Genomic DNA, 20,775 nt, shown 5'->3' on the forward strand with positions numbered 1-20,775 from the left:
CCAACCAACGCAAAGGGCCGTCATGTAAAACATGGCGGCCCTTTTTGTTTAGCTTAAGCCAACAGCGTCAAGGCGTTGTTTTCAGCAAAGTCAGAATGTCCTGCGCCAACACCTGCGGGCCCACACCATAGCGGCTGTAGAGACGCAAGTTGCCTTGGGTGTCGTACACATAGCTACCGGCAGAGTGGTCCATGGTGTAGCTGGTGGGCGTTTTGCCATCCACCTTTTTGTAATAAATCTTGTAGTCCTTGGCAACCACTGCCAATTGCTCAGGCGTGGGAATGAACGCTACAAATGTGGGATCGAAGTTGGCCATGTAGGCCTTGAGCAATTCTGCTGTGTCGCGCGCGGGGTCCACCGTCACAAACACACCTTGCAGCTTGTCACCATCGGCACCCATCAAGCGCTTGACTTCAGCCAGCTCCACCATTGAGGTCGGGCACACATCGGGACATTGCGTGTAGCCAAAAAACAGCACGACCACTTTGCCTTTGAAATCGGAGAGGCTGCGGCTTTGGTCGTTGTGGTCGGTCAGGGTGAAGCCCTTGGCGTAGTCGGCACCCGTGATGTCGATGGCGTTGAAGTTTGGCTTGTCAGGGCTGCACGCCACCACGGCGAACACGGCCAAGGCAGACAACAAATATCGGCGTGTGTGTGAAAACATCAGAGGTAATGGTCAATCAAAAGCGCTGCAAACAACAGGCTGAGGTGAATCAAAGAAAAGCGAAAGGTTTTGCGTGCCAGCTCATCCGAGTAATTGCGCCACAAGGCCCAGCCGTAGCCGCAAAATCCTAGACTCAAAATCACTGCGCTCACCAAATAGAACCAACCGCTCATGCGGTAGATAAAGGGCATCAAGCAAGCCGCAAACAACACAAAGGTGTAGAGCAGAATTTGCAAACGCGTGAATTCATTGCCGTGTGTCACAGGCAGCATGGGCAAGCCTGACTTGCGGTAGTCTTCCACGCGGTACAAGGCCAAAGCCCAAAAATGCGGCGGCGTCCACAAGAAAATGATGAGAAACAAAATCAAAGCCTCGGGGCTCACCTCGCCCGCCATGGCCGCCCAACCCAACACCGGTGGCATGGCACCTGATGCACCACCAATCACAATGTTTTGTGGGGTGAGTGGCTTCAAGATGACGGTGTAAACCACCGCATAGCCCACAAAGGTGGCGAACGTCAACCACATGGTGAGCGGGTTCACCCACACATACAAAATCAGCGAACCTACAGCGCACATGAGCGTGGAGAACAGCAAGGTCTCGCGGTCGCTCAACTCACCTTTGGCCGTCGGCCGCCAAGCGGTGCGCTTCATGCGTGAATCAATGCCCTTCTCCACCAAGCAATTAAAGGCGGCGGCGGCACCGGCCACAAACCAAATACCCAAACACGCCAGCAGTGCCAACTGCACCTCAGGCCAAGACGGCACACCGGGCACGGCCAAGACCATGCCAATCAGGGCACAAAACACAATGAGTTGAATCACGCGCGGTTTGGTCAGCGCATTGAACTGGCGCAAGCGAGACATGAAAGGGGAAGCGAGGCTCATAAACAGGGTCTCTTCACAATCAATTCAACACCGTGCTGCGCGAGGCACGCGCACCGGTCAAGATCCACATCAACACCACCACCAGCGCCGCAGCGCCACCGGTGTGCAACACAGCAGCCGCCAAAGGCCAATCGAACACGACGTTCGACAAACCGGTGAGCAGCTGCAGCAACAAGCAAGAGAGCAACACATGCGCAGCCATCTTCAAAGCCGGCACCCGGCGCAAAGAAAAGGCCAAGCCAGCCAGATAAACCAGCACCACATAAGCCGCCAAACGATGCACATAGTGAATGGCCGTGAGCGACTCAAACACCAAGGGCTGACCCGACGCATCTAAGCCTAAGTGTCGCCACAAAGTAAAGCCTTGTTCAAAATTCATCAGCGGCCACCAACTGTTTTGGCACAGTGGAAACGTGTTGCATGCCAGCACCGCGTAGTTGGTGCTGACCCAACCGCCCAACAGCACCTGCACCGTCAACAGTAACAAGCCCAGCAGCGTGGCGCCAAACAAACCAGGGCGCAACAAAATGGATTGACTACGTGCACTGCCTAAACGCTGACGTTGCACCTGCATCGTGAGCAATGCGAGCAACACCAAACCGCCAATCAAGTGCAAGGTGACGATGAGCGGAAACAATTTCATAGTGACCGTCAAAGCACCAAACGCACCTTGCACACAGACCCAGACCAATGTGAACGTAGGCCACAGCACGCCAGAGGTTGCATCGCCACGCCAACGGCGCACCCACGCGAATGCCGTCAAGGTCAATATCAACCCACCCACCGCCATGGCCATGTAGCGATGAATCATTTCAATCCATGCTTTGGTGTGTGTCACGGGGCCATCTGGCATTTGGCTCTGCTCTAAGGCAATGGCAGACTGGGCACCCACAGGGCTGGCGTGGCCGTAGCAGCCTGGCCAGTCTGGGCAACCCAAACCTGAATCAGTCAACCGCGTGAACGCGCCGAACAGTACCAAATCAAACGTGATGAACAAGGTGATCACCGTCAGCGCCTGCACACGGCGCGCCGTTGAGGCCTGCGGGTTGCGCAACCACACCCAACACAGCGGCACCATGGCCACCAAAGCGCCCATGATGAGCAGGTGTAACACCGGCGTGAGGTTGTACAGGCTTTCAGTCATGTGTATGAGGTTTGAACGCTACGAGGCCTTAACGGCCAGCCTCATCCCACGAAGCGGCGGCACGCAACAAACGTTCAATGTCACGCTTGGTTTTCAAAGCCGCTTCAGGGCTGAGCTTGGCAGGGAAACGCATCATCCATTGACCATGCGGATCGACCAAATACAAATGGTCTTGTAAAGCTTGTCCTTCGGCGGGCTGTAGCCATTGCGCCAAGGCATCGGGATTCACGCGCAACACCGTGGCTTCTTTCAGGCCGGGCATGATGCTGCTAGGGATGTCTGCGCTGTCAGAGATCAGCCACACCCAATCGGTGCGTGCACGGTCTTTGCCGAGGCCCGCCAAGATTTGACGCTGCAGGTACAGCTGTTGTTGGCAATCGGCTTGGCAGTCGCCGCCACTCACGCTGATCAAGAGCCATTGGCCTTTGAGCGAGGGCAACCGCACGCCATCGCCATTCAGGGCTCGCGCTGTCACATCTGGCAAGGGTCGCACAGGCTCAATCAAATCGCCAAAGTTGCGACGCCCCTCGGGGCGCACCACGTAGTAAGTGAAGTACGACGCCACCACGGGAGCTGCACAGATAAGCAGCACCAAGATCATGCGCAAGCGGCCCATGGCCGTGCGCTTGGCATCTGTATGCAGCGCATCTGAGGGCGAAGGCAAGTCATACACCGTCATGCCCAAGGGGTGCTGAGATTTAGAGCGAGGAGCGTCTTGCATGGCGATAAGGTTGAATGAATTGGAACCAAATGTAGAGCATCAGCTGCAGCGCGGCGAGCGCAAACCACTGAAAAGCATAAGCAAGGTTTTTTTCGACCCCTGCCGCAATTTCTGGCCAGTCGCGCAGCAAACCTTCAGAGGCTGAATCGGTTTGCAACACAACAGCGGCGAATGCCCCACCTGTTTGAGCAGCATAGGCTTTTAGGTTCAGATTTTGCCGAATCTTCGAAGGCACTGATGCCTGTGCTGTCACTTCTGGCTCGGTACTCAAGGCCATCAAATTCGAAGGCGGTGGCGCAATGCGCCCATGCATTTGCACCACACCTGAAGGGGTTTGAATCGCGGGCAGCAGGGTTCTGTCCAACTGGTGACGAGGCACCCAACCGCGCTGCACCAGCACACGCGTCGAGGCGTTCAACTGCAGCGGTGTGAGCACCCAAAATCCAGCCCGCCCGTTCATGGGTCGGTTATCCAAATACACGGTGTGCTCTGGCAACCATTCCCCTTGTAGCGCAACACGCTGATGCAACTGTTCAAACTGTGCAGGTTGCGCCAACAAAGCGGCTGTATCGCGCACAGGCGCGGTCATCTGCGCCACGATGGCGGCATGACGGGCTTCTTTTTCAGCCGCACGCGACAGCTGCCAAAACCCCAAACGCACGGTCAAAGCCACCCCCACCAGCATGGCCAGTGTCACCCATGCAAAAGCACGGGTGCGTGGGATGGAGATAATGATGCGCATGAAATTCATTGTTGCACTTGCCTTCTTAGCCATTCTCGCCAGCTTGGGTTCTGCCCTGGTCTTCATGATGCGCAATGGGCGCAGCGGCAAAACACAGTCGGGCCACATGGTGAAAGCTTTGGGGCTTCGGGTGGGTATTTCGATCGTCTTGTTTATTTGTATTTTGATAGGGTGGCATCTGGGCTACATACAGCCCACAGGCATTGCACCTGGGCAGTAAAACTACATCACCAAAAACAAAGGCCGCACATGCGGCCTTTGTTGCATTCAAGCAGGTAGTTACATCCAGTACACCAAGATGTACAAGCCCAACCACACCACGTCCACAAAGTGCCAGTACCAAGCTGCGCCTTCGAAACCGAAGTGCTTGTCAGCTGTGAAATGGCCTTTTTGCAAGCGCAAGGTAATCACCAGCAGCATCAACATGCCCAAAAACACGTGGAAACCGTGGAAGCCTGTGAGCATGTAAAACGTAGAGCCATACACACCCGAGGTGAGCTTGAGGTTCATGTCGCTGTAGGCGTGGGCATATTCATAGCCTTGCACAAACAAGAACACCACGCCCAACAGCACGGTGAGCCACATGAACTTGATCGTGGTGTCGCGCTTGTTTTCAATCAACGCATGATGCGCGATCGTTAGGGTCACACCCGAGGTCAACAACAACGCGGTGTTGATGGTGGGCAACCAAAACGGTGTCATGGTTTGGAAGGGCTCGACGATGCCAGCAGGGGAAGCTGTCATACCTGCCGCCGCTGTAGGCCACACGGCCTTGAAGTCAGGCCACAACAAAGCGTTGTCCAAGTTGCCCAGCATCGGCACCGAGTGCGCACGTGCCCACCACAGAGCAGAGAAGAACGCGCCGAAGAACATCACTTCAGAAAAGATGAACCAGCTCATGCTCCAGCGGTAGGACAGGTCAATCTTGTGACCGTATTGACCGCCTTCACTTTCAGCGATCGCGTCACCAAACCATTGGTAAAGCACGCCGAGCCAAAACACGAGGCCGAAGAACAAGCTGTACTTGCCCCATTCCACCCCGTTGACCCACTGGCCTGCGCCAAGAATCACAAAGAACAATCCCAACGCAGCCATCGCCGGATGGCGTGACGCATGAGGTACGTAGTAGTAAGGCGTTGAGCCGTGTGAGGTGCTACTCATATCCACTCCTTCTTTATTTCGCGACGACCAGATTGACCACGACGATCAAACCGACCACAAACAACAAACCTGCCACCAAGCCCACACCCAGCACATGCAAGGGTGTGATCTTGTCGATATCTTCTTGAAACTCGCTACTTTTGCGAATTCCCAAAAATGACCATGCCACTGCCTTGACCGAACGCATGAGCGACACCTTGTTACTCATACGCCCACCCCTGATTTGTAGGACACACCCAGCGCAGCCGTCGGTGCTGCTGGTGTTTTGGATCCCACTTCGAAGAAGGTGTACGACAAAGTAATGGTGGTCACGTCTTTGGCCAACTTAGGGTCAATCACAAACACCACGGGCCATTGCTTTTTCTCGCCTGGCGCCAAGGTGTATTGGTTAAAACAGAAACATTCCAACTTGTTGAAATGCGCCGCCGCTTGGCGTGGCGCATAGCTGGGAATGGCTTGGGCTGACATGACACGGTCTTGCACGTTTTCAAACTCGTACATCACCGTCATCATCTCGCCCGGATGCACTTGCATGGAGCTTTGCGCAGGCTTGAACTTCCATGGACCACGCGCATTGGCATCGAACTCCACCGTGATGGTGCGGCTCGCGTCCACTTGCGTGTTTTTGGCTTTTGCACGTGCATTGCCAGAACCCGGAATCTCACGCTCACCCAGCGCCAAGATGTTGATGCCTGTGAATTCACAAATTGCTTTGTACATGGGCACCAAGGCATAACCGAACGCAAACATGCCAGCCGCCACAACGACGAGCTTTTTGAACATCAGCAGGTTATGACGTGGTGCAGCCATGATGTCAGTGATTCAAAAGCATGATCTTGGCAAAGAAGCCCACGAAGAACACCACCGCCACCGAGGCCAAAATCAGGCCTAGGCGAAGGTTGTTTTTACGTTGGTCGGGCGTCATGCTTAACCAATCACGCGCGTTGCAGTGGCGTCCAACTTGGGTGGGTTCTCAAAGGTGTGGAAGGGGGCAGGCGAAGGCACCTCCCACTCCAAACCTTCAGCAGCTTCCCAAGGCTTGGCGACCGCCTTCTCGCCGTGGCCGCGCATCGCTGGCAACACCACGAACAAGAAGAAGTACACCTGAGCAAAGCCGAAGAAGAACGCACCGATGGATGCCAACGCATTGAAGTCAGCAAACTGCATGGGGTAGTCGGCGTAGCGACGCGGCATACCGGCCAAACCCAAGAAGTGCATCGGGAAGAAGGTGACGTTGAACGAAATCAAGGTCCACCAAAAGTGAATTTGACCGCGTGTTTCGTTGTACATCACGCCGGTCCACTTGGGGCACCAGTAGTAGAAGCCCGCAAACATGGCAAACAACGAGCCCGCCACCAACACATAGTGGAAATGCGCCACCACGTAGTAGGTGTCTTGCACCTGCGTGTCAATCGGCGCCATCGACAAGATGAGGCCCGTGAAACCACCCATGGTGAACACAAAGATGAAACCCACCGCAAACAACATAGGCGTTTCAAACGTCATCGAGCCGCGCCACATGGTGGCAATCCAGTTGAACACCTTCACGCCTGTGGGCACAGAGATCAACATCGTGGCGTACATGAAGAACAACTGGCCAGTCACAGGCATGCCCGTGGCATACATGTGGTGCGCCCAAACGATGAACGACAAAATCGCAATGGACGATGTGGCGTACACCATGGAGGCGTAACCAAACAATTTCTTGCGAGCAAATGCGGGCACGATGTGGCTGATGATGCCGAAGGCCGGCAAGATCATGATGTACACCTCAGGGTGACCGAAGAACCAGAAAATGTGCTGGTACATGATGGGGTCACCACCACCAGCAGGGTTAAAGAAGGTCGTGCCAAAGTGGCGGTCTGTCAACGTCATGGTGATCGCGCCAGCCAACACAGGCATCACCGCAATCAGCAAGTAAGCCGTGATCAACCATGTCCAAACGAACATAGGCATCTTCATCAAGGTCATGCCAGGGGCGCGCATGTTGAGGATGGTCACGATGATGTTGATCGAACCCATGATGGACGAAGCACCCAAGATGTGCATGGCAAAAATACCAGCGTCCATCGAGGGACCCATTTGCAGGGTCAAAGGTGCATACAAAGTCCAACCCGCAGCGGGAGCGCCACCGGGCATAAAGAACGAACCGGCCAACATCGCTGCAGCAGGAATCATCAACCAGAAGCTGAAGTTGTTCATGCGGGCAAAAGCCATGTCAGACGCGCCAATTTGCAACGGAATCATCCAGTTCGCAAAACCCACGAAGGCCGGCATGATGGCGCCGAACACCATGATCAAGCCGTGCATGGTGGTGAGTTGGTTGAACAACTCAGGGTTGACCAACTGCAAGCCGGGCTGGAACAGCTCAGCGCGAATCAACAGCGCCAAAATGCCACCAATCATCAGCATGGTGAAGGCAAACAACAGGTACAAGGTACCAATGTCTTTGTGGTTGGTGGCATACACCCAACGGCGCCAGCCGTGTGGCGCGCCGTGGTGGTCATCGTGACCGTGGCCGTGGGAATCGAGTACTGCGCTCATGATGTGTTCCTTCTAAACGCTAGTTTTAACGGGCGGCCTTGACATCGGCGGGCTGAACCAGCTGGCCGGTCTTGTTCGACCAATTGTTTTTTGTGTAAGTGATGACAGCCGCAATGTCGGTATCGCTGAGCTGTTTCCACGAAGGCATCGTCAAATTGTTTTGACCGTTCAACAGCACTTTGATCTGCTTGTTCTTGTCAGCATCCAACACCACGGCAGCGCCGTCGAGTGGTTTGATGGGGCCAGCGCCCTTGCCGTTGGGTTGGTGGCAAGCGGCACAGTTAGCGGCATACACCTTCTCACCACGCTTGGACAAATCGGCCAAATTCCAAACCTTAGAAGGATCGTCTTGCTTAGCAGCCATCTTCTTTTGCTCCGTGGCCACCCAAGCGCTGTAGTCAGCGGCACTGAGCACCTTCACATGAATTGGCATGTACGCGTGTTCTTTGCCGCACAACTCTTGGCATTGGCCGTAGTAATCGCCCACCGCTTCAGCACGGAACCAGGTGTCACGCACAAAGCCGGGAATCGCGTCTTGCTTGACGCCGAGGGACGGCACAGCAAAGGCGTGAATCACGTCATTGGCTGTGGTGATGATGCGCACTTTTTTGTTAACAGGGACCACCAATGGGTTGTCCACTTTCAACAAGTAGTTATCGATGTCCACGCCCTTGGCGCCATTGTTTGACATTTCGCGATGCGCGTTGTCGAGCGTCGAGATAAAAGCAATGCCCTCACCCTGGCCCTTGAGGTAGTCATAGCCCCACTTCCACTGGTAGCCCGTGGCTTTGATGGTGAGGTCGGCGTTCGACGTGTCTTTCTGAGCCACCACTGCTTTGGTTGCAGGCAAGGCCATCAGGATCACGATGATGAAAGGAATGACGGTCCATGCAATTTCTACCTTGACCGATTCGTGGAAGCTGGCCGACTTGTGGCCCACCGATTTGCGGTGCTTCCAGATGGAATAGAACATCACACCGAACACCGCCACAAAAATGACGGTACAGATGATGAGCATGAACCAATGCAGCCAGCCCTGCTCTTGAGCAATTTTGGTCGCGCCAGGTTGGAGGTTCAGTTGTCGAACGGCAGGGCCGCCCGGCAAATCGTTCACCGCCCAAGCGGCTGTGCTCGCCCAGGCGGCGAGGAACAACACACCTGAAGTCAACTTTTGGAAAAGATTGTTCTTCATCACTTTGATTGCCTCAATGTTTTTTGTCTTCAGGACTACAAACCCCTCAAACACTGATTTAACTCAAAGTGTTTAAGCATGATTTGCGCTACAAGCTTACAAAGAAAATCATACAGAGCGACCACTAGGGGATTGCCCTAGTAGGGTTCGCATGTCTTGCAAAGACACCGAACTGTGCTGTTGAACTTTGAGGCGCGGCAAGGGCTTCAAAGCGTGGCCATAAATCACTTCCACCGTCAGCGTGATGCGCCCGTCTTGCGCCGGTTTTGCCAACAAGAGCAATGCGGTTTTGAGCTGCGCCAACCACTGCTTGCCACGCAAGCCGGCAAAGCGATTCCGATGCAGGTTGCGGCCTAGCGCACGAAACTCAGCCAACAAGCTCTCGGTATTGGCATAGGTCAACGTGATGCGTTCCATATCCATCACGGGCTCTGCAAAACCGGCTTGCACCAGCATGTCACCCCAATCGTGCATGTCGGTAAACGCATGACACGCAGGTGGCCAACCCTTGCCTTGGTACACGTCGGCCAACTCGCGCAGGGTGTCCGGTCCGAGACACGAAAACATCAAAAAGCCATCCACCGCCAACAGTTGGTGCCATTTTTGCAACAAAGCTTGCGGATCGTCGCTGGTGTGCAACGCCATATTGGCCCACAACATGTCGGCACTGCCTGCGGCAGGTGCGCCAAATGTCAAAGCATCCGGCTTCAGCCAGCGCCGCCACCAAGGCGCTTGCAGCGCCTGACGTGCCAACTGCTCACGCTGGGCGCTGATCTCTATCACTTGGCAATGCGCCTGCGGGTAACGCGCACGCAGCTTGGCGTGTGTTTCTAAACCACCGCTCAAGGGCGCCCAATCCACCCACGATGTGGGTTGCAAACGAATCCACTGCAAACGGTCTTCCATGCGTCGGCCAATTTCCTCGTTCAGCCAAGGCGATGCGGCATGCGGCCATGCGGCCCAACGGGCACAGGCCGCAGGATCGAGCGAGGGAGGCGTATCAGAGGGAGACGGTTCAGACATGGCCCCTATTATCGACACCCCGCCCTTCACAAACATTGCGCTGCGCTTCAACCCAAACCCGCGCAATGTCTTTCCAATGCGGGGCATGTTGCGCTTACCCAGCCTTTGCCACATTTGCCACCGCTGGCCCAGCCAACCTTTGTGTGTGCCATGCATCGAGCGCTTTGCGCAGCCCACGCAGCGCTGTCCCACGTGCGCCCTCACGCTCAGCCACAAGAGCATCTGCCGCAATTGCGCAGAGCACCCCAGCCCCTTAGACGCTTGTGTGGCCGCCGTGAGCTACGCCTTCCCATGGGCGGACTGCATTGCCCGCTTCAAATTTCAAGCCGACCCCAGCCTCGCACGCGCCTTGGCCCACCTCATGCGCCATGCCCCGTGGGTCGAACCCGCACTCGACGCCGCCACGCTGGTGATGCCCATGCCCCTGGCCCCCTCACGTCTGCGCGAACGCGGCTTTAACCAAGCGCTAGAGCTGGCTCGTCACTTGGCCCCGCACAAAACTAACGCTCACACCTTGCTGCGACGTGGCGACAGCGCCCACCAAGTAGGCGCCTCACGTCATGAGCGGCTAGAGCATGTGAGGGATGCGTTTTGGGTTGCACCCGAACACGTATCTACCGTGCGCGGTCATCGCGTGGTGTTGGTGGACGATGTGATGACCACGGGAGCGTCGATGCACGAAGCAGCGCGGGCGTTGCGGGTAGCAGGAGCAGCGCACATCACAGGATTGGTGCTGGCACGTACCGAAGAACGAGAAGCGCATCATTGATGCAAAGCTGTCGACAGCTGCTCGCACCGCACAGCGTGAGCCCCCTCTCTCATGCGGGACAATGTGCTGATGTTTCACATCGTCCTCGTCCACCCCGAAATTCCGCCCAACACGGGCAACATCATCCGCTTGGCGGCCAACACCGGTTGCACCTTACATTTGGTCGAGCCCTTGGGCTTCTCGATGGAAGACAAGCACATGCGCCGCGCGGGCTTGGACTATCACGAGTACGCGCCCGTGCTGCGCCATGCCGACTGGGCCACATTTTTGAACGATGCCAAACCTGACCCCGCCCGCATGTTTGCCATGACCACCAAAGGCTCCAGCACCGCGCATGACATGGCGTTTCAGCCCGGCGATTGGTTTGTGTTTGGCTCTGAGACCAGTGGCTTGCCTGTGGACATCCGCGAAAGCTTCCCGCTCGCGCAGCGCCTGCGCCTACCCATGCGCGCCGACCAGCGCAGCTTGAACCTGTCGAACTCAGTGGCCGTCATCACCTATGAGGCTTGGCGACAAAACGGCTTTGCGGGCAAGGCGTAAATAGCAAACGTCAACAGCCTCAAAGCCCCGTTGATGCAAGTCAAGGCTTATAGCGTTCTGGGAAGCACCATATAGCCCTAGGTTTTAAGCCCTCGCCTACACTAGAGGGCTTGATTTATATCGATTTATTACTGTCATGAGTGCATTCCTAGACGAAGAAGTTTTGTCCGTCCACCACTGGACCGACCGCCTGTTCAGCTTCACCACCACACGCGACACCTCGCTGCGTTTCTCCAACGGTCACTTCACCATGATTGGCTTGCGCGGCGAAAACGGCAAACCGCTTCTGCGCGCCTACAGCATCGTCAGCGCCAACTACGAAGAGCACTTGGAGTTCTTGAGCATCAAGGTGCAGGACGGCCCCCTCACCTCCAAGCTACAACACATCAAAGTGGGCGACAAAATCGTGGTCGGCAAAAAGCCCACAGGCACCTTGCTATGCGACTACTTGTTGCCCGCCAAAAACCTGTACCTCATCGGCACCGGCACGGGCTTGGCCCCGTTTCTCAGCATCGTGCGTGACCCTGAGACGTATGAGCGTTTCGAAAAAGTCATCTTGGTCCACGGCGTGCGTGAAGTGAAAGAGCTGGCGTACCACGACTACCTGACCGAAGAGCTGCCCAAGCACGAGTTCTTGGGCGAGATGGTCAGCAGCCAAATGCTGTACTACCCCACCGTCACCCGCGAGCCCTACAAAAACCAAGGCCGCGTGACCGACTTGCTCACGTCAAATAAGCTCACCCAAGATTTGGGCTTGCCCAACATCGACCCCGCCAACGACCGCATCATGATTTGCGGCAGCCCCGGCTTGAACAAAGACATGCGCACGTTGCTGGAAGAGCGTGGCTTCAAAGAAGGCTCCACCACCACCCCTGGCGACTTTGTGGTGGAACGCGCGTTTGTTGAGCAGTAAGCCCAGGGCTCACTTAGGTCTGAATCTTCAGGCCTACCAAGTTTTCGAGATCGGCGTGAGACAAACCATCCACCACGTCGACCAGTCGCAAGCCTTGGTCAGTGACTTCTAAGGTCGCCAAATCGGTGTAAATGCGGCTCACGCACGCCAAGCCAGTCAACGGGTAAGTGCAATCGCGCACCACTTTGCTCTGACCTTGTTTGGTGAGCAAATCCATCATCACCCAGGTCTGTTTGGCGCCAATAGCCAAATCCATCGCGCCGCCCACGGCAGGAATGGCATCGGCTTCGCCGGTGTGCCAGTTGGCCAAATCACCGCGCTCGCTCACCTGAAATGCGCCCAAGACGCAAATGTCTAAGTGACCGCCACGCATCATGGCAAAGCTGTCGTTGTGATGGAAATAGGCACCACCGGGCAACAAGGTCACTGGCTGCTTACCCGCATTGATCAGGTCAAAGTCTTCATCCACTTGGGCTGGCGCTGGGCCCATGCCCAAAATACCGTTTTCGCTGTGCAAAATAATTTCCAGTCCTTGCGGCAAGTGGTTGGCCACCAAGGTCGGCATGCCAATACCTAGGTTGACATACGCGCCATCAGGCATATCTTGCGCCACGCGGGCTGCCATTTGGTCTTTGGTGCGACGGGTGTAGGTCATGATCAAGCCACCTTCTTAAATCCAGCACCTTGGGTCGCCTGACGAGGCACTTGAACCACGTGGCTGACATAGATACCGGGGGTCACAATGCTCTCGGGGTCTAAGGCACCCAAGTCCACCACCTCATGCACAGAAGCCACGGTGCGCTTGGCGGCAGCCGCCATCACGGGCCCAAAATTACGCGCTGATTTACGGTAAGTCAGGTTGCCCCAACGGTCGCCCTTTTCGGCTTTGATCAAGGCCAAGTCGGCATGAATTGGATACTCCAGCACATACATGCGGCCATGGATCTCCCGGGTTTCTTTGGGCGAACCGTCAGGGTATTTGGCGAGGTCTGTGCCGTAACCTGTGGGTGTAAAAAATGCACCAATGCCAGCGCCCGCTGCGCGAATGCGCTCAGACAAATTGCCTTGGGGCACCAACTCAAGCTCCAGCTTGCCCGCACGGTACAAGCCATCGAACACGTGGCTATCTGCTTGACGCGGAAAGCTGCAAATGATTTTGCGAACACAGCCCGTTTTGAGCAACGCCGCCAAACCCGTATCGCCATTGCCCGCGTTGTTATTGACCACGGTGAGCCCACGAACCTGGCGGTCATGAATCACTTCAATCAAGCCATCCAACAGCTCGCTTGGAATACCTGCGGTGCCAAAACCGCCCACCATCACCGTCATGCCATCGGTCAAGCCCTGCAGCGCTTGCGCCATGGAATCGGCTACTTTATTGATCATGGCCTGCCTCTTTGTGTCACGTATGAATAGCGAACTGTAACGACTGGAATTTTCTGGCCGCAAACGCCCGACACCTGGGTGACAATTACGCCTATGTTTGAACCCAGCCAAGCCGACGTACGGCGCTTTTTCTGTTCGGTCTATGCCAAGTGGCGCAATGCCCAACCCATGGACGCGCTCGAAACGCTTGCCAGCCAATGGGTGGCCGAGCACCCCGAATACCACGCCGACTTCACCGATGTCGATGCTGCGCTTGAGCGCATGTACGAAGTCAAAGACGGCCAAACCAACCCCTTCTTACACTTGTCCATGCACCTGTCGGTGAGTGAGCAATGCTCGATTGATCAACCCCGTGGCATCCGACAGGCGGTTGAGCTGCTCACCGCCAAACGCGATTCACTACACGAGGCCCACCATGAAACCATGGATGCGTTGGGCCAGATGATTTGGGAAAGCCAACGCAGCGGTCGCCCCCCCGATGGCCACGCGTATATTGATGCCGTGCAACGCCGCGCTACAAAAAACTAACAGGAGACACACCATGCAACACAGCAAATTCACCTCACCACTTCGCCGCACCCTGTGTGCCAGCTTTGCGGTCTTCGCATTAGGCAGCCTGGTCGCGCCTGCGACGCACGCACAAAGCTACCCCAACAAGGCCATCAAATTTGTTGTGCCCTTCAGCGCAGGCAGCGCCACTGACAACGTGGGCCGCATCATTGCGCAAGCCATGAGCGACGCTTGGGGCCAGCCCATCACCATCGAAAACAAAGCCGGCGCCAATGGCATCTTGGGCGCTGAAGCGGTCAAAGCGGCACCTGCCGATGGCTACACTTTCTTGGTCACCACCAGCACCACGCAAGCGGCCAACGTGCATCTGTACCGCAAGCTGCCTTATGACCCCGTGAAAGACTTCACACCCATCGGAAAAATTGGTGAAGTCGGTTTTATCTTGATGGTCAACAACGACTTTCCTGCCAAAGACATGAAAGAGTTTGTGAGCTACGCCAAAGCCCACCCCGGAAAACTGGCCTACGGTCACGGCTCCTCAGGCTCGTTGGTTTCAGCGGCCATGCTCACCGAGCTGGCTGGCTTGCAAACCGTGGGCGTGCCTTACAAAAGCATCCCACCTGCGCTGACTGATTTGTTGGGCGGTCAAATCCAATTCGCTTTTGCAGACACTGGCAACGCGGTGTCACAAATGAACGGCGGCCGCATGCGCGGGCTTGGCGTCACCACCAAGAAACGTGCGGGCAAAGCCCCCAACGTGCCCCCGATTGGCGACACCGTCAAAGACTACAACGTGAGCGCTTGGTTCGGCTTGATGGCCCCAGCCGGCATGCCCGCTGACGTGCAAAAGAAAGCCACAGCCACTTTGATGGCGGTGTTGGCCAAACCCGAAGTGCGCGAAAAAATCCAAGGCGTCGGCATTGACCTCGACGTGGAAGATTCGGCCACCCTCGCCAAAACCATTGACAGTGAAATTAAAAAGTGGGGTGGCTGGGTCAAGTCAGCGGGCATCACACCTGAATAAGCCATGAGCCTCACTGAGAACGCCAACCTGCAAGGCGCCCTCGCGGGCCTGCGCGTGATCGACCTGACGGGCGTGGTGCTGGGCCCCTACGCCACGCAAATTTTGGGCGACTACGGCGCAGACGTCATCAAGATCGAACCCCCCAGTGGCGACATCATGCGCCACGCGGGCCCGATGAAGCACCCAGGCATGGGCCACATCTTCATCAACGCCAACCGCAACAAACGCTCGGTGGTCCTTGATTTGCGACAGCCCGAGCAACGCGAGCAGTTGCTGGCCTTGTGCAAAACCGCTGATGTGTTGACCTACAACATTCGCCCGGCATCCATGGCGCGGTTGGGCTTGTCGTTTGACACCCTGCACGCGATCAACCCACGTTTGGTGGTGTGCGGTGCGTATGGCTACAGCGAAGGCGGCCCCTACTCGGACTGGCCCGCGTATGACGATCTAATTCAGGGCGCAGCCTGCATCCCTTGGTTAATGACACAAAGCGGCAGCCCCGAGCCACGCTATGTGCCCGCCACCTTTGCCGATCGCGTGACTGGGCTCAACATGGTGCATGCCGTGTTGGCGGCCGTCATCGCGCGCTACCGCACGGGTTTAGGACAACACGTGGAAGTGCCCATGTTTGAATGTTTGCTGCAGTTTGTGCTGGGCGAGCATTTGAGTGGCGAAACATGGCAACCGCCCATCGCCCCCATGGGCTACACGCGCATGCTGTCGGCCAACCGCAAACCGTATCAAACGCAAGATGGCTACATCTGTGCGCTTATGTACAACGACGCACATTGGCAAGCGTTTTTAAAACTCGTGGGTCAGCCTGATTTATTTCAAACCGATGCCCGCTTCAGCACCCACGTCGAACGCCTCAAGCACATCGACGCGCTCTACGCCTTTGTGGGCGAACACATGCGCGCCCGCACCAGCGCCGAGTGGATGAAAGACTTCACCACGCACGACATTCCCGTCATGCCCATGATGAAACTGGATGATCTGCTGACCGACCCGCACCTGGCCGCCACACAGGCGTGGCTAGACGTACCGCATCCGTTTGAGGGCATGCTGCGTCAGTTGCGTCCGCCTGTGCGCATGAGTGACACACCCACAGGGGTGTGGCGCCCTGCGCCGCGTTTGGGTGAACACACAGAAGAAGTGCTGAACAGCCTCACAACTTAACGGTCTGTGCTACAACTGTTGCGCCTACCGTCGCAGCAATTGGAACAGCACATGCACACCACCACCCAGCCACTCAGCGCCGCCACAGTGCCAGCCGCAGACTTGCGGCTGACCATTCACCCCACAGAGCTGGGCTTTGGCAACACCTCTGAATTGGTGACACAAGCCCTGCCGTGGATTGGCCAACAACGTGCTGAAACAGCAGCGCGCTTTGGCTTGGAAATGGAGCAAACCAACTACAACCTGTTTGTGTTGGGCGAAATCGGCAGTGGCCGTTCCACCCTGCTTCAACAGATGATGCGCAGCGTGGCCGCCAAACGGCCTGTACCACCCGACCTGTGCTACTTGCACAACTTTGACACACCCGAGCATCCTCACGCCTTGCACATGCCTGCTGGTGAAGGCCGCAAGCTGCGCCTGCACATGGCGCAGCTCACCAAGATGCTGCTCACAGAAATCCCCAAGCGATTGAGCGCGCAAGACTTCAAGGTCGAAAGCGAACACATCGAGAAAACGTACAAACAAGAAGAAGACCGCGCCTATGCCGTGCTCGATGCATTTGCAGAGGCGCGCAGCTTCTCACTGTTTCGCGAAGGCGGGCATTTGGTGTTCACCTTGCGCGATGACAAAGGCATGCCCCTCACCGAAGCCGAAGCATTGGCACTGCCCAAAGAACGCCGCACAGCCATCGACCAAGCCGAGTTAGAGCTGCGCGCCGAGATTGCCAATTTTCTCGACAAAACACGCCCCATTGACCGTGTGAAAAACGAAGGCTTGGCAGCCCTGCGTCGCCAAACCATCAAACCCATGTTGACCCAAGAATTAGGACGCATTCAAGAGGCCTTGACCAAACAAAGCCAAGACAACACGAAGCTCACGCATTATTTTCACAAGGTGATGGCCGACGTGTTGGAACACATTGAACTGTTTGAGCCGCATGACGACGATGAAAACGAAGAAGAAACACGTCTCGAAGCCCTCGACACCCTGCTGCTGCGCTACCGCGTGAACGTAGCCGTGGACAACCACGACACACAAGGCGCGCCCGTGTTGGTGGAAGACAACCCCGTGTTTCGCACCTTGTTTGGCAGCGTGGAATACCAAACCGAAGACGATGTGTTGATGACCGACTTCTCGCGCATCCGTGCGGGCAGCTTGCTCAAAGCCCATGGCGGTTTTTTGATGCTGCATGTGCGCGACCTGCTCACCGATGCGCTGGTGTGGGAAAAGCTCTCGCGGTTTTTGCGCAGTGGTCGTTTGCAAATTGAAGAATCGGGCTTGCACCTCTCGCCCATTGCCGCCGTGGCGCTAGAGCCCGAGGCGGTGCAGATTGACGTGAAGATGGTGTTGATTGGCACCGTCGAGGAATACTACGTGCTGCAAGAAGGCGCGCCCGAATTCTTCCGCCGCTTCATGTGCAAAGTGGAGTTTGCTGAGAGCTTTCCTGCCAGCGCAGACACACACCGTGCCTCCGCCGTCTTTGTGGCGCACAGCTGCCAACGCTTAGGCTTGCCACACTTCAATGCCGATGCGGTGGCCCGCTTGATTGAATGCACACACCGCGAGGTGGATGACCAAACACGCCAAAGCGCGTTGTTCTCGCACACCGAATCACTCATCATTGAAAGCGCCAACCACGCACGCCAACGCGGCGCAGACAAAGTGCAAGCCGCCGATGTCGATGCGGCCATCGCCGCACGCGACTTCAGAAACGGGTACATCGAGCAACGCTTGCAAGAGTCCATCACCGATGGCGAACGGCTCATTTCTTTGCAAGGCGAAAAAGTGGGCCAGCTCAATGGCCTCACCGTCATCGAGCTGGGTGACCATTCATTTGGCTTTCCCGTGCGCGTCACGGCACGCACCTATGCGGGCAACGAAGGTTTGGTCAACATCGAACGCGAGGTGAAGCTGTCAGGCCCGATTCACGACAAGGGCGTGCTCATCTTGCACAGCTATTTGTCGGCTCTGTTTTCGCACATCGCACCTTTGGCGCTCAACGCCTCGGTGGTGTTCGAGCAAGAGTACAGCGGCGTCGAGGGTGACTCTGCCTCGTGCGCCGAGCTGTACGTCCTGCTGTCCTCACTCTCAGGCTTGCCTCTTAGACAAAACATCGCAGTCACCGGCGCGGTCAATCAAAACGGGGAAATCTTGCCCGTGGGTGGCGTGAACGAAAAAATCGAAGGCTTCTTTCGCACCTGCAAAACGCAAGGTTTGGATGGCACGCAAGGCGCGTTGATTCCACGTCGCAACCGCCACCACTTGATGCTCAGCCAAGAAGTGGTCGATGCCGTGGCTCAAGGCCAATTTCACATTTACACCGCAGAACATGCCAGTGAAGGGGCTGAGCTTTTGATGGGTGCTGCTTTTGGCAAAGAGCTCAAAGGGGGAAGCTATGAAGCGCAAAGCATCCTCGCCCTGGCCGATAAAACTTTGCAAGCCTACCGACGCGCCTGCCACAAAGAGCCCACACAAAACATACGACACATGAGTCACAAATTTCAAAACCAATCCGACGGTAAATAAAAAAGCCCCACAGTGTGGGGCTTTTGTTTGGGCAAACCGTTGACTTAGCGGAACTTGCTTTGCGGCACGGTTTTCAAATCGCCCTGCTGTGCGGCCATGTAGTTGGCCAGCTCTTTCAGCTCAGCATTGCTGAACTGCTTGGCCACACCACCCATCACACCGTTGCTGCGGCCCCACGTGGCGGCACCTTCCACCTTGTAAGACTTCAAAGCCACAAACAAGTAGTCGGCATTTTGGCCAGCGATCTTGGGATAGCTGGGATCAATCGGTTTGGCAAAATTTTCGCCATGGCATGAGGCACATGCACCTTTGGTCAGCAAAGCGGCCACTTTGGCGTTGGGCTCTTTGGCTTTGTCAGGCAGCGATGCACCTTCGACCTTGCCATGGTTGGCGTAATAAGCCGAGATATCGGCCATGTCTTGGTCACTCAAGCTGTCGGCAATGCCGCGCATGGTGGGGTGTTTGCGCTCGCCTTTTTTGTAGGCGTTCAAAACAGTGGTGATGTATTTTTCGTTTTGGCCAGAAATTTTGGGAACCTTATAAACTTCGGGAAAACTGGCCTGGTAACCGACGATGCCGTGGCAGCCGATGCACATGGCAATTTTCTTTTCACCTGCGTTAGCATCACCTTTGATGTCTTGCGCAAATGCCAGTGAAGACACGGCAGATACAGTCAGAGCAAACGCGATCGAGACAATCTTTTTCATATGCAAACCACAATCCCTAGAGGTTGATGTAACCCAAATAATAGACGGAACTACCCATGAAATTCAAAGGCACTGACACCTACGTTGCAACCCAAGACTTGATGCTCGCGGTCAACGCAGCCATCGCGCTCAAGCGGCCCTTGCTGGTCAAGGGAGAACCAGGCACAGGCAAGACTATGCTTGCAGAAGAGGTGTCCCAAGCCCTGGGTTTACCCCTGTTGCAATGGCACATCAAATCCACGACCAAGGCCCAGCAAGGCCTGTACGAATACGACGCAGTGAGTCGTCTACGTGACAGCCAAATGGCGGATCCCGAAAGTGCAGCACGCGTCAAAGACATCAACAACTACATCCTCAAAGGTGTGTTGTGGCAGGCGTTCACCTCCGAGCAACCGGTGGCTTTGTTGATTGACGAGATCGACAAAGCTGACATCGAGTTTCCCAACGACCTGTTACGCGAACTCGACCGCATGGAGTTTTATTGCTACGAGACGCGCCAGCTCATCAAAGCGAAAACCCGCCCTTTGGTGTTCATCACCTCGAACAACGAGAAAGAGCTGCCCGACGCGTTCTTGCGTCGCTGCTTCTTCCACTACATCAAGTTCCCGGATGCCGACACCATGCGCCACATCGTGCAGGTGCACTTCCCCACCATCAAGCAAGACTTGCTAAGCGTGGCGATGAAAACCTTCTTTGACATTCGCAACTTACCTGGCTTGAAGAAAAAGCCATCGACCAGTGAGCTGATTGATTGGCTCAAGTTGTTGGTAGCCGAAGACATCCCACTTGAAGCCCTGCAAACCGCAGACGACAAAGTGTCCATCCCGCCACTCGTGGGCGCCCTGTTGAAAAATGAACAAGACACGACCTTGTTTGAAAAACTCGTGTTCATGCAAAGCCGCAACCGTTAAAAAGAGACAACCATGTTTGCATCCCTCATCGAAGGCCTGACCGACGCCATTGGTTTCGTCGTAGGCGCCCTGCTTGGCTATGGCTTGGGCGTGGCGTTTGGTTTGAATTTGTTTGCTGAAGGCTACGGCACAGGCAGCATCATTGCGATCTTACTGGTGGGCATTGGCGGCGGCATGGGCTTGCAGGCCGCACGCCGTATTCGCGCACCCAAACCAGACGCTGAGTAAAAAACAA

25 protein-coding genes are annotated in these 20,775 nt (G+C 55.9%); 10 read left to right on the forward strand and 15 right to left on the reverse strand.

All coding sequences use genetic code 11. The features are described 5' to 3' along the window. Window positions 1-67: 67 nt before the first annotated feature. From B9Z44_RS03365 to B9Z44_RS03385, 5 genes are read right to left on the reverse strand one after another with little or no spacing between them, the layout of a single operon-like run. On the reverse strand, window positions 68-664 hold the full coding sequence (locus tag B9Z44_RS03365; RefSeq protein WP_211308680.1) for an SCO family protein: 597 nt from the start codon (window positions 662-664) through the stop codon (window positions 68-70). Then, on the reverse strand, window positions 664-1,551 hold the full coding sequence (cyoE, locus tag B9Z44_RS03370) for a heme o synthase (protein ID WP_108357959.1): 888 nt from the start codon (window positions 1,549-1,551) through the stop codon (window positions 664-666). Before cyoE ends, B9Z44_RS03365 begins: the two co-directional genes overlap by 1 nt. Before the next feature lie 19 nt (window positions 1,552-1,570). Next, window positions 1,571-2,701 carry a COX15/CtaA family protein gene (locus B9Z44_RS03375; RefSeq protein ID WP_108401709.1) on the reverse strand — a complete coding sequence of 377 codons (1,131 nt, stop codon included), beginning with the start codon at window positions 2,699-2,701 and terminating at the stop codon, window positions 1,571-1,573. Window positions 2,702-2,723: 22 nt separating this feature from the next. Further along, window positions 2,724-3,416 carry a thioredoxin domain-containing protein gene (locus B9Z44_RS03380; protein ID WP_108401710.1) on the reverse strand — a complete coding sequence of 231 codons (693 nt, stop codon included), beginning with the start codon at window positions 3,414-3,416 and terminating at the stop codon, window positions 2,724-2,726. Continuing rightward, a complete protein-coding gene (locus tag B9Z44_RS03385) occupies window positions 3,394-4,158 on the reverse strand; it encodes an SURF1 family protein (RefSeq protein ID WP_108401711.1) in 765 nt (254 codons plus the stop codon). Before B9Z44_RS03385 ends, B9Z44_RS03380 begins: the two co-directional genes overlap by 23 nt. Here B9Z44_RS03385 and B9Z44_RS03390 point away from each other — a divergent pair. Continuing rightward, window positions 4,157-4,378, forward strand: coding sequence for a twin transmembrane helix small protein (locus B9Z44_RS03390; protein ID WP_108358448.1), 222 nt, complete (start codon window positions 4,157-4,159; stop codon window positions 4,376-4,378). The genes B9Z44_RS03385 and B9Z44_RS03390 overlap by 2 nt on opposite strands. A gap of 59 nt (window positions 4,379-4,437) precedes the next feature. On the opposite strand, the gene B9Z44_RS03395 is transcribed toward B9Z44_RS03390, so the two are convergent. The 7 genes from B9Z44_RS03395 to B9Z44_RS03420 form a co-directional block, all read right to left on the reverse strand. Beyond that, window positions 4,438-5,319, reverse strand: a complete 882-nt coding sequence (locus B9Z44_RS03395; protein ID WP_108357963.1) for a cytochrome c oxidase subunit 3 — start codon at window positions 5,317-5,319, stop codon at window positions 4,438-4,440. Between the two features lie 13 nt (window positions 5,320-5,332). Further along, entirely contained in the window at window positions 5,333-5,527 is a 195-nt protein-coding gene (locus B9Z44_RS03400) for a DUF2970 domain-containing protein (protein ID WP_108357964.1), read from the reverse strand. After that, window positions 5,524-6,129 (reverse strand): cytochrome c oxidase assembly protein, encoded by a 606-nt coding sequence (locus tag B9Z44_RS03405; RefSeq protein ID WP_108401712.1) that lies wholly within the window; start codon window positions 6,127-6,129, stop codon window positions 5,524-5,526. Before B9Z44_RS03405 ends, B9Z44_RS03400 begins: the two co-directional genes overlap by 4 nt. Window positions 6,130-6,133: 4 nt before the next feature. Beyond that, window positions 6,134-6,244, reverse strand: coding sequence for a cytochrome oxidase small assembly protein (locus tag B9Z44_RS15255; protein ID WP_211308682.1), 111 nt, complete (start codon window positions 6,242-6,244; stop codon window positions 6,134-6,136). A gap of 2 nt (window positions 6,245-6,246) precedes the next feature. Then, the gene (gene ctaD / locus B9Z44_RS03410; protein WP_108357966.1) at window positions 6,247-7,863 is read right to left on the reverse strand and encodes a cytochrome c oxidase subunit I; all 1,617 of its coding nucleotides are present in this window, start codon (window positions 7,861-7,863) and stop codon (window positions 6,247-6,249) included. Window positions 7,864-7,888: 25 nt separating this feature from the next. Then, a complete protein-coding gene (coxB, locus tag B9Z44_RS03415) occupies window positions 7,889-9,055 on the reverse strand; it encodes a cytochrome c oxidase subunit II (protein ID WP_108357967.1) in 1,167 nt (388 codons plus the stop codon). Between the two features lie 108 nt (window positions 9,056-9,163). Further along, window positions 9,164-10,078 (reverse strand): class I SAM-dependent methyltransferase, encoded by a 915-nt coding sequence (locus B9Z44_RS03420; RefSeq protein WP_108357968.1) that lies wholly within the window; start codon window positions 10,076-10,078, stop codon window positions 9,164-9,166. 76 nt (window positions 10,079-10,154) lie between these two features. Here B9Z44_RS03420 and B9Z44_RS03425 point away from each other — a divergent pair, with 76 nt between their 5' ends. From B9Z44_RS03425 to B9Z44_RS03435, 3 genes are all read left to right on the forward strand, one after another. Continuing rightward, window positions 10,155-10,847: a ComF family protein gene (locus tag B9Z44_RS03425; protein WP_108402790.1), complete on the forward strand. Its 693-nt coding sequence runs from the start codon at window positions 10,155-10,157 to the stop codon at window positions 10,845-10,847. 69 nt (window positions 10,848-10,916) lie between these two features. Beyond that, on the forward strand, window positions 10,917-11,387 hold the full coding sequence (trmL, locus tag B9Z44_RS03430; RefSeq protein ID WP_108402791.1) for a tRNA (uridine(34)/cytosine(34)/5-carboxymethylaminomethyluridine(34)-2'-O)-methyltransferase TrmL: 471 nt from the start codon (window positions 10,917-10,919) through the stop codon (window positions 11,385-11,387). Between the two features lie 136 nt (window positions 11,388-11,523). Further along, window positions 11,524-12,300: a ferredoxin--NADP reductase gene (locus tag B9Z44_RS03435; protein WP_108357969.1), complete on the forward strand. Its 777-nt coding sequence runs from the start codon at window positions 11,524-11,526 to the stop codon at window positions 12,298-12,300. A 13-nt stretch (window positions 12,301-12,313) separates the two neighbouring features. On the opposite strand, the gene B9Z44_RS03440 is transcribed toward B9Z44_RS03435, so the two are convergent. Then, the gene (locus B9Z44_RS03440) at window positions 12,314-12,955 is read right to left on the reverse strand and encodes a 3-oxoacid CoA-transferase subunit B (RefSeq protein ID WP_108357970.1); all 642 of its coding nucleotides are present in this window, start codon (window positions 12,953-12,955) and stop codon (window positions 12,314-12,316) included. A gap of 2 nt (window positions 12,956-12,957) precedes the next feature. After that, window positions 12,958-13,686, reverse strand: coding sequence for a 3-oxoacid CoA-transferase subunit A (locus tag B9Z44_RS03445; protein ID WP_108357971.1), 729 nt, complete (start codon window positions 13,684-13,686; stop codon window positions 12,958-12,960). 93 nt (window positions 13,687-13,779) lie between these two features. Here B9Z44_RS03445 and B9Z44_RS03450 point away from each other — a divergent pair, with 93 nt between their 5' ends. The 4 genes from B9Z44_RS03450 to B9Z44_RS03465 are packed head-to-tail and all read left to right on the forward strand — an operon-like array spanning window position 13,780 to window position 18,922. Beyond that, window positions 13,780-14,214 (forward strand): DUF1841 family protein, encoded by a 435-nt coding sequence (locus B9Z44_RS03450; protein ID WP_108357972.1) that lies wholly within the window; start codon window positions 13,780-13,782, stop codon window positions 14,212-14,214. A gap of 13 nt (window positions 14,215-14,227) precedes the next feature. Next, complete coding sequence (locus B9Z44_RS03455) at window positions 14,228-15,220, forward strand: Bug family tripartite tricarboxylate transporter substrate binding protein (RefSeq protein WP_170108466.1); 993 nt, start codon at window positions 14,228-14,230, stop codon at window positions 15,218-15,220. A gap of 3 nt (window positions 15,221-15,223) precedes the next feature. Further along, complete coding sequence (locus B9Z44_RS03460; RefSeq protein ID WP_108357974.1) at window positions 15,224-16,396, forward strand: CaiB/BaiF CoA transferase family protein; 1,173 nt, start codon at window positions 15,224-15,226, stop codon at window positions 16,394-16,396. A 51-nt stretch (window positions 16,397-16,447) separates the two neighbouring features. Further along, on the forward strand, window positions 16,448-18,922 hold the full coding sequence (locus B9Z44_RS03465) for a Lon protease family protein (protein ID WP_108357975.1): 2,475 nt from the start codon (window positions 16,448-16,450) through the stop codon (window positions 18,920-18,922). Between the two features lie 44 nt (window positions 18,923-18,966). On the opposite strand, the gene B9Z44_RS03470 is transcribed toward B9Z44_RS03465, so the two are convergent. Continuing rightward, the gene (locus B9Z44_RS03470) at window positions 18,967-19,629 is read right to left on the reverse strand and encodes a c-type cytochrome (RefSeq protein ID WP_108357976.1); all 663 of its coding nucleotides are present in this window, start codon (window positions 19,627-19,629) and stop codon (window positions 18,967-18,969) included. Between the two features lie 56 nt (window positions 19,630-19,685). Here B9Z44_RS03470 and B9Z44_RS03475 point away from each other — a divergent pair, with 56 nt between their 5' ends. Both B9Z44_RS03475 and B9Z44_RS03480 read left to right on the forward strand, forming a co-directional pair. After that, window positions 19,686-20,540, forward strand: coding sequence for an AAA family ATPase (locus tag B9Z44_RS03475; RefSeq protein ID WP_108357977.1), 855 nt, complete (start codon window positions 19,686-19,688; stop codon window positions 20,538-20,540). Between the two features lie 12 nt (window positions 20,541-20,552). Beyond that, complete coding sequence (locus tag B9Z44_RS03480; RefSeq protein ID WP_108357978.1) at window positions 20,553-20,768, forward strand: hypothetical protein; 216 nt, start codon at window positions 20,553-20,555, stop codon at window positions 20,766-20,768. The last annotated feature ends 7 nt before the right edge of the window (window positions 20,769-20,775 follow it).

This window comes from Limnohabitans curvus (assembly GCF_003063475.1).
Taxonomy (GTDB): Bacteria; Pseudomonadota; Gammaproteobacteria; order Burkholderiales; family Burkholderiaceae_C; genus Limnohabitans; species Limnohabitans curvus.

Excerpts from the sequence above, each read along its gene's own strand:
- ctaD (WP_108357966.1), bottom strand. The coding sequence starts at position 7,863 with ATGAGCGCAGTACTCGATTCCCACGGCCACGGTCACGATGACCACCAC.
- B9Z44_RS03455 (WP_170108466.1), top strand. The coding sequence starts at position 14,228 with ATGCAACACAGCAAATTCACCTCACCACTTCGCCGCACCCTGTGTGCC.
- B9Z44_RS03480 (WP_108357978.1), top strand. The coding sequence starts at position 20,553 with ATGTTTGCATCCCTCATCGAAGGCCTGACCGACGCCATTGGTTTCGTC.
- B9Z44_RS03470 (WP_108357976.1), bottom strand. The coding sequence starts at position 19,629 with ATGAAAAAGATTGTCTCGATCGCGTTTGCTCTGACTGTATCTGCCGTG.
- B9Z44_RS03475 (WP_108357977.1), top strand. The coding sequence starts at position 19,686 with ATGAAATTCAAAGGCACTGACACCTACGTTGCAACCCAAGACTTGATG.
- trmL (WP_108402791.1), top strand. The coding sequence starts at position 10,917 with ATGTTTCACATCGTCCTCGTCCACCCCGAAATTCCGCCCAACACGGGC.
- B9Z44_RS03450 (WP_108357972.1), top strand. The coding sequence starts at position 13,780 with ATGTTTGAACCCAGCCAAGCCGACGTACGGCGCTTTTTCTGTTCGGTC.
- B9Z44_RS03420 (WP_108357968.1), bottom strand. The coding sequence starts at position 10,078 with ATGTCTGAACCGTCTCCCTCTGATACGCCTCCCTCGCTCGATCCTGCG.
- B9Z44_RS03400 (WP_108357964.1), bottom strand. The coding sequence starts at position 5,527 with ATGAGTAACAAGGTGTCGCTCATGCGTTCGGTCAAGGCAGTGGCATGG.
- B9Z44_RS15255 (WP_211308682.1), bottom strand. The coding sequence starts at position 6,244 with ATGACGCCCGACCAACGTAAAAACAACCTTCGCCTAGGCCTGATTTTG.
- B9Z44_RS03425 (WP_108402790.1), top strand. The coding sequence starts at position 10,155 with ATGCGGGGCATGTTGCGCTTACCCAGCCTTTGCCACATTTGCCACCGC.
- cyoE (WP_108357959.1), bottom strand. The coding sequence starts at position 1,551 with ATGAGCCTCGCTTCCCCTTTCATGTCTCGCTTGCGCCAGTTCAATGCG.
- B9Z44_RS03465 (WP_108357975.1), top strand. The coding sequence starts at position 16,448 with ATGCACACCACCACCCAGCCACTCAGCGCCGCCACAGTGCCAGCCGCA.
- B9Z44_RS03435 (WP_108357969.1), top strand. The coding sequence starts at position 11,524 with ATGAGTGCATTCCTAGACGAAGAAGTTTTGTCCGTCCACCACTGGACC.
- B9Z44_RS03380 (WP_108401710.1), bottom strand. The coding sequence starts at position 3,416 with ATGCAAGACGCTCCTCGCTCTAAATCTCAGCACCCCTTGGGCATGACG.
- B9Z44_RS03405 (WP_108401712.1), bottom strand. The coding sequence starts at position 6,129 with ATGGCTGCACCACGTCATAACCTGCTGATGTTCAAAAAGCTCGTCGTT.
- B9Z44_RS03440 (WP_108357970.1), bottom strand. The coding sequence starts at position 12,955 with ATGACCTACACCCGTCGCACCAAAGACCAAATGGCAGCCCGCGTGGCG.
- B9Z44_RS03445 (WP_108357971.1), bottom strand. The coding sequence starts at position 13,686 with ATGATCAATAAAGTAGCCGATTCCATGGCGCAAGCGCTGCAGGGCTTG.
- B9Z44_RS03390 (WP_108358448.1), top strand. The coding sequence starts at position 4,157 with ATGAAATTCATTGTTGCACTTGCCTTCTTAGCCATTCTCGCCAGCTTG.
- B9Z44_RS03395 (WP_108357963.1), bottom strand. The coding sequence starts at position 5,319 with ATGAGTAGCACCTCACACGGCTCAACGCCTTACTACTACGTACCTCAT.
- B9Z44_RS03385 (WP_108401711.1), bottom strand. The coding sequence starts at position 4,158 with ATGCGCATCATTATCTCCATCCCACGCACCCGTGCTTTTGCATGGGTG.
- B9Z44_RS03365 (WP_211308680.1), bottom strand. The coding sequence starts at position 664 with ATGTTTTCACACACACGCCGATATTTGTTGTCTGCCTTGGCCGTGTTC.
- B9Z44_RS03460 (WP_108357974.1), top strand. The coding sequence starts at position 15,224 with ATGAGCCTCACTGAGAACGCCAACCTGCAAGGCGCCCTCGCGGGCCTG.
- coxB (WP_108357967.1), bottom strand. The coding sequence starts at position 9,055 with ATGAAGAACAATCTTTTCCAAAAGTTGACTTCAGGTGTGTTGTTCCTC.